Raw genomic sequence first — 14,771 nt, forward strand, 5'->3', positions numbered from 1 at the left:
TAATTAAAAACAGAAGCATACATAATCGGACACAGCAAGCAAATAATCCATCCGGCCCCTGAACAGGGTTCATTTCCAAGCGCAATCAGTCCCGCATAGTCTACACTGAAAAATAAATAAAACATGGAGTTAGTCCCCCGTGACAGATACCCATTCCTCCGCTGATCCGTTGACCCGGGAGCTGGATTCCCGCCTCCAGGCGGGCAACCTGGATATTCCGATGCTGCCGGAAGTGGCGCAGAAAGTGATCGCCATCACCAATAACCCTGACTCCAGCGCGTCCGAACTGGTCAAGGTGATTCAAGGGGATCAGGCTCTGGCGGCGCGGGTGATGCGTATCGCCAACTCCGCCGCGTACTCTCCCAACGCCTCCATTGTGTCCTTGCAGCAGGCCATCGCCCGCCTCGGCATGGTGTCGATTCGCGACATCGCCCTGGCCGCTTCCATCAACGCCCGCATGTTCAAGGCCCCGGGCTACGAAGACCGCATCGGGGCCATGTGGCGCCACGCCCTGGCCACAGCGCTTTGGTGCAAGGAAATCGCCCGGCGCGCACGAATGAATGTGGAGGCGGCGTTCCTGTGCGGGTTGCTGCACTCCGTGGGCAAACCCATCATGTTGCAGGAAACCCTGGATGTAGCCGGAACGGAAGGGCTGCAACCGGAACTGGATTTGCTGTTGGAAATCGTCGACGAGATGCATCTGGACGCGGCCCGCTTGGCGCTGGAGCACTGGCGCATGCCGGAACTGATCATCGACGCGGTGACGCATCAGGACAATTATCAGGAGGCGGGTAACGGCAAGGACCAGGCGAAATTAATTCGCGCAGGTAAACAGTTCGCCTCCCATTTCCTGTTTGATGAGCCGGATAAAGACACCTTGCTGGCCTTGCCCGCTATGGCGGACTTGAATCTGTATCCAGATGAAGTGGCGGAGCTGTATGAACAGTCCGACACCGTGAATCAGGGGCTGGAGGCCATGCGCGCATGAGCGATTTCGACATTATCGTCATCGGCAGCGGACCCGCCGGTCAGAAAGCGGCGGTGCAAGCGTCCAAGGCAGGCAAGCGGGTCGCCTTGATCGAGCGTGACGCCCTGCTCGGCGGCGCCTGCGTGCATCGCGGCACCATTCCCAGCAAGACGCTGCGTGAGAACGCGCTGCGCGTAAACAACATGCGCAAAAACGCCGCCTTGTTCCAGTTCAAACTCAGCGAAGATCTGGAAATGGCGACACTGATCGATCGTCTGGATGACGTCATGAAATCCCATGACGAATACATGCGCCGCCAGATCGACCGTAATACCATCAAGCGCGTTCACGGGCGCGCCCGGTTTCTGAGCCCGAATGAAGTGGAGGTGACCTCCGTCAGAGGCGAGAAGCAGGTGCTGGCCACCGATTATGTAGTCATCGCCACCGGCTCATTCCCTCGTAAGCCGGATCAGGTGCCGATTGATCATGAGAATATTTTCGACAGCGACTCCGTGCTGTCCATGCTGTATCTGCCGAAAAGCCTGGCGGTGCTGGGCGGCGGCGTTATCGCCAGTGAATACGCCTCCATATTTCAGGCTTTGGGCGTGCGCGTGATCATGATTGACCGTTATCCCCGCCCCCTGGGCTTCCTCGATAAGGATCTGACCGACAACTTCGTCAACGCCTTCCAGGACATGGGCGGCGTGTGGATGGGCGACAGCGTGGTGAAACGGGTCTATTTCGATGGCGTCAACGACGTGATCACCGAGTTGGAGGACGGCCGCACCATCATCACCCAGAAATTACTGTGCGCCGCCGGCAGAGTGGCCAACGTCAAGGATCTGGATATCGATAACGCCGGTCTGGAGCTGGACGAACGAGGGGTGATTCCCGTTGACGGCCAGTTACGCACCCGGGTGCCGAATATCTTCGCCGCCGGCGATGTGATCGGCCCGCCATCGCTGGCGTCCGCGTCCATGGAGCAAGGCCGCCGCGCCGCCTGCAACGCCATCGGACTGAAAGTCGGCAGCATGCCGGAGATGATTCCCGTCGGCATCTACGGGGTGCCGGAACTCTCTTCCGTGGGGATGAGCGAGCAGGAAGCGCGCAAAGCTTATGGACAGATCATCGTGGGCCGGGCGCCGTTTGCGGAAATCGCACGCGGCCATATTTCCGGCAATCAAGACGGCATGTTGAAACTGGTGTGCGACGCCGAAGGACGTCGTTTATTGGGCGTGCAGATCGTTGGCGAGGAAGCCACCGAACTCATACACATCGGACAAATGGCGCTGCTTTCCAAGTCCGACGTGGATATCTTCGTGGAGAGTATCTTCAACTTCCCCACCCTGGCGGAAGCCTACCGGGTGGCGGCGCTGGCGGTCATCGGCCAGCGCGCCCGCCGCAACAGCGTCTACTAAAACAGACCCACAGGCGCCCCATTCAGTCTGTGGGCGCCTGCTGCAGCTCATACAGCGCATCGCTGATGTTCTCCACCTGCATGCGAATGATGTTTTCCGCTTCGTCCAAGGCTTTGTTGTAGGCTCGCGGGCCTATTTCCCGCACGAAAAAGTCGATAAGAAACTCCGCCTGAAAACCGCCGATCTCCTGATCCAGTTCACTGGCGAAGTAGTCTTTCACTTTTGCAACGAGTTGCTGTTTTTCTTCCCGGGTCATTTCAATCATTCGTGGCCTCCCCTTTGTCCTGGCGCATCAATCCCTTAAACGCGACCCGCACCGCACGCCAGCGGTTGATCAATAGCGCGGAGAATATCAGGAAACAGCCCAGCATCTGCATGCCGGACATGGTTTCTCCCAACCATAGCAAAGCCATCAGGGTGGTGAACACCGGCTCCATGGTCATGATCACCGCCGCATGGCTGACGGGCGTCAGGCTCTGCGCGAAGGTCTGCAGAAAGAAGCGCAGGCTGGTGGCGATCACAGCGCTGGCGGCCACCCATCCCCATATGTCGACGCTGACCTGCTGCGGCCATTCCTCCAACGCCAGGGACAATCCCGAGGCGGTGACGCCGACCGTCAATAACTGCACGGTGGTCAGGGCGATCACCGGCACTTTCGCAGACATATGGGTATTCAAGGTGAAGTTGAGAGAAAACAACACCGCAGACGCCAGAAAAAACAGCTGTCCCAATTCCGGATGCAGGCCATTGCGCAACGACAGCAAAGCCAGACCGCAAGTGGCGACAGGTAACGCCAGCCAAGTGGCGAGCGCCAGACGCTCGCCGAAAATAACGCGCGACACCAAAGGCGCCAGCACCATGGCCAGACTGGTGATAAAAGCCCCTTCCCCGACATGGTCGCCGTAGAATAGCCCGGAGATCCACAAGCACATGGCGGCGGCGAATAACACGCCTGTAGACAGCGCGATCCGCAATTGCTGAGCGGACAAAGACATTAGCGCCCGCCGTCCCACCGCCGCCAGAATTATGCCGGCGCAGAAAAATCGAATACCGATGAACAACAGGGGCGGCAACCCCGACAGCGCCTCCTTGGAGAAAATCCAACCGGCGGCGGCCAACAGGGTGACCAACAGCAGTAATAAATCCGCTTTTAAATGACTGGACTGCGACACAGGCGAGCTCAGGCTTGCGAGGATTGTTTAAGCGCCGTCAGCCTGGCGTCTTTCTCCCGCCACAACGCAGTCATCCACTCTCTGAACTCCTGTTTGAAAGCTTCATCGTCGACATTGCGGCTTTTCAACGCCTCGGGAATGGTGACGCGACGAATATACATTTCCACCGCCGGCACCCGTCCGCACATAAAGTCCCGCAATCGCGGCGCGCCGCCAGGATAGTGGATGGTGATGTCCACCATGGTGGGAATGTATTCCCCCATGGCGCTGAGAACGAACGCCACGCCGCCCAGTTTGGGCTTCAACAAATTTTGGTAGGGCGACTGCTGACGCTCATGCTTGCGCTTGGTGAAGCGGGTGCCTTCGACAAAGTTCATGACGCTTACCGGCGTCGTGCGGAACTTTTCACAGGCTTTGCGCGTGGTTTCCATGTCCTTGCCTTTCAGCTCAGGACGTTTGGCGATTTGCTCCGGGGTGTGCCGGCTCATGAAAGGAAAGTCCAATCCCCACCAGGCCAGTCCGATGACCGGCACCCAGATCAGTTCTTTTTTCAGGAAAAACTTCAGAAAAGGAATGCGCCGGTTAAGCACATGCTGCATGGCGAAAATATCCACCCAGCTTTGATGGTTGCAGACCACCAGATACCAGCCCTCCCGCTGCAATTCCTCCAAGCCTTCCACTTTCCACTGGGTGCGCTGAGTCAACGCCATCCAGCCGCTGTTGCAGGCAATCCAGGCCTCGGAAATCAGGATAATCAGTCGGGTGCACGCCTTACGCCATGCGTGGATGGGAATGATCAGCTTGAGGATGGCTGGGATGTACAGAAGCGTACACCAGAAAACCGTGTTGATCGCCAGGGACAATGAGGCCAGACAGCCAACGAGGGGGGCTGGCAGAAAACTCAGCATAAAAAGCTCCGGACAACGATTGGATTAAAGGCTCCGCAACGCCTTCAGCGGGCGACCGTTTCGGCAAGGGCGCCCAAGATAACACACCTGCGCAGCGCGGACACTGAGCGGGAACGCAATTTTGCGCCCTCCCGCGTTGCGTCGCGTCGCCGCGACGCCATCTCCCTTAAAGACTGAATTTCTCCGCCAGCTCCGCGCACTCGCGATGCTGAGGACAAAACGTCATATGGTCATTCACCATCCCCACCGCCTGCATAAAGGCGTAAACAATGGTAGTCCCCACAAAGGTGAAGCCGGCCTTTTTCAGCGCCTTGGACATGGCGTCGGAGACTTCAGTGCTGGTGGGCGCCTGCTGCATGGACTGCAGTTGATTGACGATGGGCTTGCCGCCCACAAAGTCCCAAAGAAAGTGAGAAAACTCAATGCCTTGATCCCTGAGCGCCAGATAGCCGCGGGCATTCTTGATAATAGACTGCACTTTCAGGCGGTTGCGTACGATACCGGGATTCTGCAATAAGCGCTCAACGTCCTCCTCGTTGAAACGTACGATGGCTTCCGGGTCGAAATCCGCAAAGGCTTCCTCGTAATTTTTCTGTTTGCGCAGAATCGTAATCCAGGACAACCCCGCCTGCTGACCATCCAGGCACAACTTGGCGAACAGCTCCTGAGAGTCCGTCACCGGTCGCCCCCAGACATGATCGTGGTAGCTGACATATTGAGGATCGTTCCCACACCAACTGCAGCGCTGCTCGGACGCCATACCGGTCTCCTGTTATTCTTGCTCTTTTATATTCTTACACGTGTCTATTCTTACACGTGTATATCTTACGCGTGTCTATTCTTACTTTTTCGTTGACTCATCGCCGCTTCCACTCAATCGCTCACGCCAGGGACTTTTGCGCGTTTACGCCGAAGCTGCGCCCATCTGACGGGCCGCGACGGTATGCGGCTCATACCCCGCCGTATTGTGCCGATGCTCACGCCAAAAGCAAACCACCGGGAAACGAAAAACACGGTTGCCAGCGGCGACGTATCTCCTCACAATGGCTATCTTGCGGCCCACCGATGGACGCAGCAGGATCGCGATTATAACGATGGAATTGCATGTCCCTATGTCTGAATCAACGCCCCATACGCCTATTTCCGTCGAGCAGCGCGCGACGCTGACCCGCTTACGGAAGCTTGCGTATCGCCTGGATTCCCAGTTCCGCATCCCGGTTCTGGGCGTGCGCGTCGGCTGGGACTCCCTGATCGGTCTTGTGCCGTTAGTGGGAGATATTGTCGGCGGTTGCCTGTCCCTGTACCTGTTGTGGCAAGCCTGGCGCATCAAAGCGCCGAAGAGACTGCTGCTGCGCATGCTCGCCAATATCGGCGTCGAAGTGCTCGGCGGCGCAGCGCCGCTTATCGGCGACGCCTTTGATATTTACTGGAAAGCCAACCAGCGCAACATGGATATGCTCGCCGTCTATCTGGAAAAGCAGATCATGCCCGCGCCGCCCAAGCGTCGAACGCCCTGGCTCTGGATCAGTCTTAGCGTCGCATTGCTGGTTGCATTCATTATCTACCTGCTCAGCACTCCTGAGCCGTTTAGTTTCAGTTAAAGCCAATGAAAATATTCTGGGAATTGCGGGGATTTTTCCTGCGCAACTGGCCGCCCTATCTCGCGGCGGTGATCATGCTAACGCTGGTGGCGCTGTTGTTAATGCTGCCGCCTCACCTGATCGGGACGCTGGTGGACCGCATCGCGCAGCAGACGCTGGATGCAGATTATCTGATGCTCACGGTGGGCGAACTGCTGGGTCTGGCGGTGCTGATTTATATCTTCCGCGTGTTGTGGCGGATTTTCCTGTTCGGCGCCTCCCATAAACTGGCGGCGGAGACCAGGCAGGACCTGTACCGGCACTGGACCACCATGTCGCCGCAGTACTTCCGCAAACACACCACCGGCGATCTCATGGCCCACGCCACCAACGACGTCGAAGCCCTGCAGATGACCGCAGGCGAAGGCATTCTGGCTACTTTCGATGGCCTGCTGACCGGTGTCATCGTGCTGGCGGTGATGATGATCACCCTTAGCTGGGATCTTACCCTGGTTGCGCTGCTGCCCTGGCCGATCATGGCGATATTCATGTATCAGTTCGGCCGCAGCCTGCATACCGGATTTTCGGACGCGCAAGCCTCCTTTGGCGCGTTGACGGAGCTGAGTCAGGAGGCCATCTCCGGCATTCGCACCATTAAAGCCTACGGTCAGGAAGACGCCATGGCGCGACAGTTCGCAAACACGGCGGAAACCGCCACCCAGGCTTACATGAAAGTGGCCGCCACCGACGCCAAGTACGAGCCCACCATCGTACTGACCATCGGCGCGTCGTTCCTGTCCGCCGTCACCTACGGCGGCTGGCTGATTCACCAGCAGACGCTGACGTTGGGAGAACTCACCAGCTTCACCATGTACCTGGGCTACCTGATATGGCCCATGTTCGCGTTCGGCTGGATGCTGAACATCGCCGAGCGCGGTTCCGCCGCTTACGATCGCATCAAGCGTTTGCTGGCGGAAGCGCCGCAGATTCCTGATACCGGCGAGCTGACGTCCCTGCCGGATACGTCTCTGCAAGTGGCCATCAATGAATTTCATTACCCGGACCAGGAACCTGTTGCAGGGGACGCGGAACAAAACGCGGTTTCCATACAGGCGGCGCTGCGGAACATCCACTTTCATCTGGCGGCGGGAAAAACACTGGGAATAACCGGGCCGACCGGTTCCGGCAAAACCACCCTGATCAAACTTCTCCTGCGTCAGTACGCCTTGCCGCCGGGATCAGTGGCGTGGGGCGGCGAATCGGTGGAGCGCTATCAGCAGGCGGCGTTTCGCGCGCATATCGCCTATGTGCCTCAGGAGCCTTTCCTGTTCTCCACCACAGTGCAGGAGAACCTGTCCCTGGGACGGCCGGAAGCGAGCCGCGAGGAAATAGAACACGCCGCCGGACTGGCGGCCCTGCATGAAGACATAGAGCTGTTCCAACAAGGCTACGATACTGTCGTGGGCGAACGCGGCGTCACGCTGTCCGGCGGACAGAAGCAACGTCTGGCGCTGGCGCGGGCGCTGCTTATCGAGGCGCCAGTGTTGATCCTCGATGACGCGCTGTCCGCCGTGGATACCGGTACGGAAAATCGCATCCTGCAGCACCTGAAGGAAGGACGCCGCGACACCACGACCATCATTGTCTCGCATCGCCTGTCCGCCCTGCGCCACGCCGACAAAATACTGGTGCTGGATCAGGGCGAGATTCGGGAACAAGGCGATCACAGTGAACTGGTGGCGCAGGCCGGCTGGTACAGCCAGATTTATGAACTGCAGCAAATCGAGCAGGATCTGGACAGAGTTCAGCCGCAAGATACGGTCGTGAAACCAGTACAACCGTAAAACACAGCGAAACGGCCAGGCGCAGGTTTACGGCAGTCGGTTATTGATTCGCAGCAGTTGGTTATTGAATAGACAAATATCGAATAAACAAAGTACGGGGTTTGATAGGTTCATGCAGTGGCGGGTGTTTAAACGGTTGTTAGCCGCCAGCGCGAGCTGGAAGAAGTTATGGATGGGCGGCTGCGCCATTCTCTTGCTGGCGACGGCGATGGATGTGTTGGGGCCTTACCTGATCAAGCATTTTATCGACGATTATCTGTCGCACGGACGTTACCTGGACTCAGGCTCGGTGCAACTGTTCGTGTTTTATGTGGCGTCGTTGCTGATCGGGTCGCTTGCGCATTACGGCGCGCCGTTGGTGTTCAGCCGCATCGCGCTGCAGGTGGTGGAGAAATTGCGTAAGGATGTATTCCAAAGCGTGCTGTCACGCCCGGTGTCCTATTTCGACAAGAGCGCCACCGGCGCACTGGTGTCCCGCCTGAGCAACGACACCGAGGCCATCAAAGAGCTGTTCCTGAATGTCATAGCCAATTTCATCACCAATGTGGTGCTGGTCACCGGTATCTTCATCATGATGGCCGTGCTCGACTTCCGCCTTATGCTGGTGTGTCTGGCGCTGATGCCGCTGGTGGTGGGCGCCATGGTGATGTATCAACGTCTCAGCACGCCCATGTTCCAGCGGGTGCGCGCGCTGCTCAGCGACATCAACGCGCAGTTGCACGAGTCCCTCAACGGCATGCCGATTATTCAGCTGCTGAATCAGCAAAAGCGTTTCAATGAGCGCTTTCGCGGCACGGTTCAGGAACACTTCCGCTGGCGGGTGAAGAACGTCAAATTGGATGGCTTGATGCTGCGCGCCCTGATTGACATGTTCTCCATGGCGACCCTCGCCTCCATCGTGTACTTCTTTGGCGCCCAGTCTCTACAGGAGGCGGTGGAGATCGGCGTATTGTACGCCTTTATCAGCTATCTGGGCCGCTTCGTCGAACCTTTGATCGAGCTGACCCAGCGTCTCAACATCATGCAGCAGTCGCTGGTGGCAGGACAGCGGGTATTTGAGTTGTTGGATACGGAGCCGGAGCGCTACGACGGCGTCGGCCAGATCACGAATGGCCGCATCAGCCTGCGCAATGTCAATTTCAGTTATAACGGGGAAACTCAGGTATTACAGGATGTGTCGCTGGATATTCCCGCCGGCGGCATGCTGGGCGTGGTCGGACGCACCGGCAGCGGCAAAAGTACGCTGATGCAATTGCTGATACGGTTTTATCCAGTCAAGCAGGGCGAAATCCTGATCGACAACCAGCCGCTCAACGCCATCTCCGCCGCCAGCCTGCGCCAGGATGTGTGTCTGGTGGAGCAGGAGCCGTTCCTGTTCCAGGGCTCACTAGCGGACAATCTGCGCCTGGACCGCCACTACAGCGAGCAGGAGATGATCGACGCGCTGACCAAAGCCGGACTTCAAAGCATGCTGCAACGCCTGCCCCAGGGGCTGGCCACGCCTCTAGGCGAGCGCGGCGGAAGGTTGTCCAACGGCGAGCGTCATTTGGTGGCGCTGGCGCGAGCGTTACTGCGCAAGCCCAAAGTATTGATTCTCGACGAGGCCACCGCCACGGTGGACAGCGAAAGCGAAGCGTGGGTGCAGCAAGCGGTTAACCGGCTGCACGGCGAGGTGACGCTGATTGTCATCGCCCACCGACTGTCCACGATCCGTCATGCAGACAAGATCATCGTCCTGCATCACGGCAAGCTGGTGGAGGAAGGCGACCATCGTCAACTGATGGCGTTGGAGGGGCTGTATCAACACCTGTACAGCATTCAAACCGCGCACCTGCTCGCCGACTGAGGGCGGCGCGGTCTGACAAGCCGGTAATTCACGGCTAAGCTCTTAGGGACTGTCGACGACCAGGTATCGCCACTGCAGCCCCTATGCTTGAACTGAGAGTACTACTGCTCTTACTGATTGCTAATGGAGCCCCGGTGTTCGCCCGTTTTTTAATGGGCGATCGAGGCGGCCTTCCCATTGATTTCGGCGTCTGCTTCAAGGATGGCCGTCCCCTGCTCGGCCCCGCAAAAACCTGGCGGGGCCTCATCGCCGCGATTCTTATCAGCGGTCTCGCGGCTCCATTACTGGGCTTTTCCATTATGACCGGCTGCGCAGTCGCCCTGTTGGCGATGCTTGGGGACCTCTTCACCAGTTTCTGTAAACGCCGCTTCAATCTGACGCCCAGCAGTCGCGCGCCTTTTCTGGATCAGTTTCTGGAAACCGTATTGCCCCTCGCCGCCTACCAACACACGCTCGGCCTGTCGTTGCTGCAAATCGGGGTTATCTTTATCGCTTTTGTCGTGGTCAACTGGGGAATATCTCCCTTGCTGTTTCGCCTCGGCGTGCGCAAAAAACCTTATTGAGTCTTAGATTGTTGGCGCAGCGGCGAAGCCAGAAAGGCAACAGGCGCCGGCTGGCAGCTATTGGTCAGGTAGTTGTTGATTAGGTAGTTGTTGATTAGGCAGTAGTGATTAGAGTCGGAAAGCCTATTCACAGCAGGCCAACAGCAACGCGCTGATTTCCCTTCTCAATTCCAGATCGTTGGTAGACTGCGCCAGTTTGTCGGCCTCTACCAGCAGCTCGCGAGCGGCGTCGCGTTCGCCGTCATCATACAGCCTATTAGCCATGGCGAAAGTAATGGAGGCGGAATAGTCGACCAGGTTTTTCTCGTTGGCGTATCGAAGCGCCTTGCGGTAGATCTTTAACGCCAGATTGAGGTCACAGGTAAAGTCCGCTAACGCCTCCCACTGGAAGGGATGATTGCGAGGGGTAAATTCGTTGTTTTCACACAGCGTTCGCAGCGCCTGATAATTGCGCCATATCGCTTTGGTGTCGCCTTCCGCCGAGGCGTTGACGATATCCACCGCCAACTGGTGTATCTCGTCGAAAAAAGGCAGGGCGATTCTGGAAGACATAGGCGGGCTTCATCAGATAGCGGGGAAACCCGCGGGAACCATAACCCGCAGGTTTCCGGTGGGTGAAGTAGTCATGCTCCCCGCGCTCGTATGCGACGGAGAGTATAGCGCCGATCACGACTGTAGTGTTCGGCCAACTCCAGATCGTTATCGCCGGGCGCCCGGGATTGTTCCAGCAGACGCTCCAGTTCTCCACTTTGCTCCAGTTGCTCGATGTACTCCTTCATCAGCTTAACGACATTCTGCGTTCTCTGAGTGTCCGCCATAGCAGTCTCCTTTTCTATTTATTTCTTATAAGGTCCTGTCCCACGTACATCCAGGGACGTCCTGAGCACTGATTACAGCGAGAAATGCACTGGGGAGTTGTTACAGTCCCCATACTTAATATGTAGAAGATTAAACCGGCGGACGCAAGTCGCAATTTTTGCTCTGAAAGGGTGAACTACGTTAATTTACGCGGCAAAACAGCCGATTGTAGAGGCTTTTTGATAACGAAAATAATTAGGCGCCGATTGAAGGAAACGGTAGCTCTAGGGGATGAACTCCAGAGGCGGAATAGAGAGATCAGACACCCTGGCGATCCGCCTGTTCGCCGAGTTTTCAGGGGCGCAACCCTGGATCTCTCCCAACTTACTCTCCTTAAACACCGCGCCTGCGGAGACATTGAAATAATAGTGGAAATGGATTCTATTTTTTTTACGTCAGAGAGTTCTGACGTAGCTGGACCAGCCAGCTTCGGTTTTGACGCCGATAACCAGCGCTGCGCCGGTTTGCGGTCCCTGGGCCAGCAGGTCGCCGCTGGGGCTCCATACCGCGCTTTTGCCGATAGGCTCCCAGCCGCCGGAGGGGCCGCTGAAGTTGGCCATGATCACCCACATGCCATGGGTGTGTGCGTAATCCTGTAATTTGGCGGTGTCTTCGGCGTATCCGCCAGCGGTAATCAGAACCGAACTCAAATAAGCGGCGGCGCCGGCGGCGGCCGTGTTGCGGGCGTGAGTAGCGACGCCGGTATCCGCACAGATAGCCAGCCCTAAGGCAACGCCTTGAAGTTCAAACACCTTTTCGCTGGCGCCTGGCGCGAAATGCTGATCTTCTCCAGGATGTAAGTGCATTTTGCTGTAGTGAAACACAGGCGCATCCGGGCTGATGACAAAGAGTCCGATTTGAGGCTTGCCTTCCCCTTCTTGCACCGGCGCGCCGACCATCAGCGTCACGCCCTGCTCTCGCGCCGCCGCCTGAAACGGCGCCAAACGAGGGTCCGCATCAGTGAACGCTAACTCCCTCGCCAGATCCGGCTCATATCCCGTCAGAGAAAGCTCAGGAAAAATGACCACATTCGCGCCTTCCGCGGCGGCGGCCGCAATCAGTTGCAGATGTCTCCGCGTATTTTCCTCAACATCCCCACGCACCGGGCCAAACTGCGCCGCGGCTATTTTGAAATCGCCTTGCATCATAGGTTCCTTGATAAATTGCACGTGCCTGTCAGTCATTGCGCAGCCCCGACGCAGCAACGTCTCACGCCGGGGCTGAATGGGCTGGCTACAGCATTTTCAGAAGCACAAAAACGGCCACGCCCAACGAGCTGGACAGTATAAGCCGTTTAGTAAACAACATAAGCGCAAATGTGGCCACTGACGCTAAAAAATAGGGATGCGTCAGCAGGCTCAGCGACACTTCTTTCTCCACGAAGACCACCGCCGGCGCCACAAGCGCCGCAATCACCGCCGCCGGCGTCATGCGGAGAATGTTTTCCACTTTGGGGGGCAAGGGTTTTCCCGCCCAGACCACCCAGGGCAGATAACGGGGAAGAAACGCACACACTGCGATTAATGCAATCAGAATATAAATATCCATCTCAGCTTTCCTTAACCTCTTCCACAACCACTACCGCGTTTTTCGCCGGAACCCATCGACCGTACAACACGCCGGCGGCGACGCCAGCCACCGTCCCCAGAATCGTCCCCAGTCCGTATGGCGCGTGATGCGCCAGTATCGCCGTCAGGCCTGCAACCGACACAATGCAGTAGGCTTTTCTATCCACCAGACAGGACGCCAGCATGGCGACAAACAACGCAGTCATCGGGAAGTCAACGCCAGACCCCGCCCACTCAAGCAGCGCAGAGCCGACCAGAATGCCGACCACGGTGGCCACCGTCCAGGCGCCATAAATGGAAAACGATCCCCCGAGATAAAACCACTGGCGAGCTGTCACCGGCGCGTTTTTATCTTTGAATTTCTCAACGAAGATGAAGAACAGCGCATCAATCAGGCCAAATCCCATCACCAGTTTCCACCCGGGGGAAATATCATTGACTTTGTCCCGCAACACGATGCTGTAAATCATCATACGCAGGCTCAATGTGAGCACCGTCAGCAGAACCACGGTCCAGCTCGCTGACTCCTGCAGCATCATGTAGACGACAAACTGAATGGTTCCCGAGTTCGCCAGCATCGCCAGCAGCAACGTCTGCAAACCCGTCAGTCCACTGGTGACGCCCAACGCCCCGGCGATCATCGCCATCGGGATGGCGGAGAGAATAAACGGGGACATGGCTTTCACGCCGTCCAGGAAGTGCTTCTGTCTTAATTCCGAGTTTAATGGCTGTCCGGAGCTGTCGTCCGGTTTTGCGGCCACACTTTCCATACTAAAGGACTCCATCACTGCAAAGTTTTTCAAGGCTGGACATAACGCCGCCGCTTCAATCTACGGTCACGACAGGAGTGAACAGCTTCAGGTGCTCATCCCGGCTTTGCGGGCTGTCCGACTCAAAGATCATCCAGCCGATCCGGTCATAGAATCCCGTGCTGGATTTGATCTTGTCGCCGATGCGAGCGTCTTGCTTTTGCTTAAGCACATTCACACTGCTTTCGAACTGAACCGGAAATGCAAAGGCCTGCAGCTCGCCTTCCTGCGCCATGACAAACTCAATGCTGACCAGACGATCATGGGCTTCGACCGGCGCCGGCATGGTTTTATCCGCCAGGAAATTAAACTGATCCGCGAACACTTCCGCGCCGGTGCTGAAATGGATCAGGTCCGTGATGAAGTCGCCGCCGAAGCGAGAGTGCAGCTCTATGATTTCTATCTTGTCGCCGTCCACTTTGAACTCAACATGGAAGGGACAGTTGCGCATGCTCAGCGCCTCAAACACCTGCTGAAAATAATCAGCGAAAGTTTCCAGGTGCGGATGGCGGGTGTAGAAAGTGTGGCCGGTTTCGACAAAATACGGGGCGTCCGTCGTACGCTTTTCCGTCAAACCGTAATAGTAGACCTGGCCATCAAAGACCTGCCCTTCCACGCTGAACTCTTTACCGCCGATATAACTTTCCACGGTAAGCTCGGTTTTATCGCCCCCGTACGGATGGCTGCGAACGCGCTCCAGATAGCCTTCCACTTCGGGATAGGAAGACAACAGCTGCACGCAGATGCTTCCCCCCAATCGCACCGGTTTGACGACCACCGGAAACTCGACGGAGAGCAATGCTTCCCCCAGCTCGGCGACCGTGGTTTTGAATGACTGAACCGCCGACAACCCTTTTTCCACCAGGGTGTGGCGCATCAGGCTTTTATCAATGCTGAACAGCTCCACGTCCTCGCTGTGCCCTGCAAAGCCGAAGTGCTTGCGCACCTTGGCGGCGATGGTGAGTCCGGCTTCAGCGGTGGAAATGACCTGAGTGCAGGCTTCCGCCTCCACAAGCTTGATCACGGCGTCCACATCGGAGGGGGAACAGGCCACAGGCTTGGCGTTTTGCGGCCACCAGTCGGCGGGAATGCGGTCAATGCGTTCCTGCATGTCGATAAACACAAACTCGTGCGCACAGTTTCCAGCCTGGCTGAGAATGGACTGCGCAACGTCCAGGTTAAACGGCAATGGCAATATGGCCAGTTTCATGTCTGATCCTTGATTTCATGTGTTGTTA

At 57.1% G+C, this 14,771-nt stretch carries 16 protein-coding genes; 6 read left to right on the forward strand and 10 right to left on the reverse strand.

What is annotated here, in order from left to right; translation table 11 throughout:
- Window positions 1-139: 139 nt before the first annotated feature.
- A complete protein-coding gene (locus O5O45_RS16195) occupies window positions 140-988 on the forward strand; it encodes an HDOD domain-containing protein (RefSeq protein ID WP_305900427.1) in 849 nt (282 codons plus the stop codon).
- Entirely contained in the window at window positions 985-2,385 is a 1,401-nt protein-coding gene (gene sthA / locus O5O45_RS16200; protein ID WP_305900428.1) for a Si-specific NAD(P)(+) transhydrogenase, read from the forward strand. Before O5O45_RS16195 ends, sthA begins: the two co-directional genes overlap by 4 nt.
- 22 nt (window positions 2,386-2,407) lie before the next feature.
- Here the strand turns inward: sthA and O5O45_RS16205 are convergent, their stop codons facing one another.
- From O5O45_RS16205 to O5O45_RS16220, 4 genes are all read right to left on the reverse strand, one after another.
- Complete coding sequence (locus O5O45_RS16205; RefSeq protein ID WP_305900429.1) at window positions 2,408-2,650, reverse strand: DUF2164 domain-containing protein; 243 nt, start codon at window positions 2,648-2,650, stop codon at window positions 2,408-2,410.
- Window positions 2,643-3,557, reverse strand: coding sequence for a DMT family transporter (locus O5O45_RS16210; RefSeq protein WP_305900430.1), 915 nt, complete (start codon window positions 3,555-3,557; stop codon window positions 2,643-2,645). The genes O5O45_RS16205 and O5O45_RS16210 overlap by 8 nt, the downstream gene beginning before the upstream one ends.
- An 8-nt stretch (window positions 3,558-3,565) precedes the next feature.
- Window positions 3,566-4,465: an acyltransferase gene (locus O5O45_RS16215; protein ID WP_305900431.1), complete on the reverse strand. Its 900-nt coding sequence runs from the start codon at window positions 4,463-4,465 to the stop codon at window positions 3,566-3,568.
- 166 nt (window positions 4,466-4,631) lie between these two features.
- A complete protein-coding gene (locus O5O45_RS16220; RefSeq protein WP_305900432.1) occupies window positions 4,632-5,225 on the reverse strand; it encodes a DNA-3-methyladenine glycosylase I in 594 nt (197 codons plus the stop codon).
- 352 nt (window positions 5,226-5,577) lie between these two features.
- Here O5O45_RS16220 and O5O45_RS16225 point away from each other — a divergent pair, with 352 nt between their 5' ends.
- The 4 genes from O5O45_RS16225 to O5O45_RS16240 all read left to right on the forward strand — a co-directional run bounded on the left by O5O45_RS16225 (window position 5,578) and on the right by O5O45_RS16240 (window position 10,298).
- The gene (locus O5O45_RS16225) at window positions 5,578-6,066 is read left to right on the forward strand and encodes a DUF4112 domain-containing protein (protein WP_305900433.1); all 489 of its coding nucleotides are present in this window, start codon (window positions 5,578-5,580) and stop codon (window positions 6,064-6,066) included.
- 5 nt (window positions 6,067-6,071) lie between these two features.
- On the forward strand, window positions 6,072-7,889 hold the full coding sequence (locus O5O45_RS16230) for an ABC transporter transmembrane domain-containing protein (protein WP_305900434.1): 1,818 nt from the start codon (window positions 6,072-6,074) through the stop codon (window positions 7,887-7,889).
- Between the two features lie 112 nt (window positions 7,890-8,001).
- Entirely contained in the window at window positions 8,002-9,735 is a 1,734-nt protein-coding gene (locus O5O45_RS16235) for an ABC transporter ATP-binding protein (RefSeq protein ID WP_305900435.1), read from the forward strand.
- Between the two features lie 83 nt (window positions 9,736-9,818).
- Complete coding sequence (locus O5O45_RS16240) at window positions 9,819-10,298, forward strand: CDP-archaeol synthase (protein WP_305900436.1); 480 nt, start codon at window positions 9,819-9,821, stop codon at window positions 10,296-10,298.
- Window positions 10,299-10,421: 123 nt separating this feature from the next.
- Here the strand turns inward: O5O45_RS16240 and O5O45_RS16245 are convergent, their stop codons facing one another.
- From O5O45_RS16245 to O5O45_RS16270, 6 genes are all read right to left on the reverse strand, one after another.
- Complete coding sequence (locus O5O45_RS16245) at window positions 10,422-10,850, reverse strand: tetratricopeptide repeat protein (protein ID WP_305900437.1); 429 nt, start codon at window positions 10,848-10,850, stop codon at window positions 10,422-10,424.
- Between the two features lie 71 nt (window positions 10,851-10,921).
- Complete coding sequence (locus O5O45_RS16250; protein WP_305900438.1) at window positions 10,922-11,116, reverse strand: hypothetical protein; 195 nt, start codon at window positions 11,114-11,116, stop codon at window positions 10,922-10,924.
- 435 nt (window positions 11,117-11,551) lie between these two features.
- Entirely contained in the window at window positions 11,552-12,340 is a 789-nt protein-coding gene (locus O5O45_RS16255) for a carbon-nitrogen hydrolase family protein (protein WP_305900439.1), read from the reverse strand.
- A gap of 49 nt (window positions 12,341-12,389) precedes the next feature.
- Window positions 12,390-12,704 (reverse strand): AzlD domain-containing protein, encoded by a 315-nt coding sequence (locus O5O45_RS16260; protein WP_216737320.1) that lies wholly within the window; start codon window positions 12,702-12,704, stop codon window positions 12,390-12,392.
- A 1-nt stretch (window position 12,705) separates the two neighbouring features.
- Window positions 12,706-13,494 (reverse strand): AzlC family ABC transporter permease, encoded by a 789-nt coding sequence (locus tag O5O45_RS16265; protein WP_305900440.1) that lies wholly within the window; start codon window positions 13,492-13,494, stop codon window positions 12,706-12,708.
- Between the two features lie 55 nt (window positions 13,495-13,549).
- Window positions 13,550-14,743, reverse strand: coding sequence for an ATP-grasp domain-containing protein (locus O5O45_RS16270; RefSeq protein WP_305900441.1), 1,194 nt, complete (start codon window positions 14,741-14,743; stop codon window positions 13,550-13,552).
- Window positions 14,744-14,771: the final 28 nt, after the last annotated feature.

Origin of the sequence: Hahella sp. HNIBRBA332, from assembly GCF_030719035.1 — a bacterium.
Taxonomy (GTDB): Bacteria; Pseudomonadota; Gammaproteobacteria; order Pseudomonadales; family Oleiphilaceae; genus Hahella.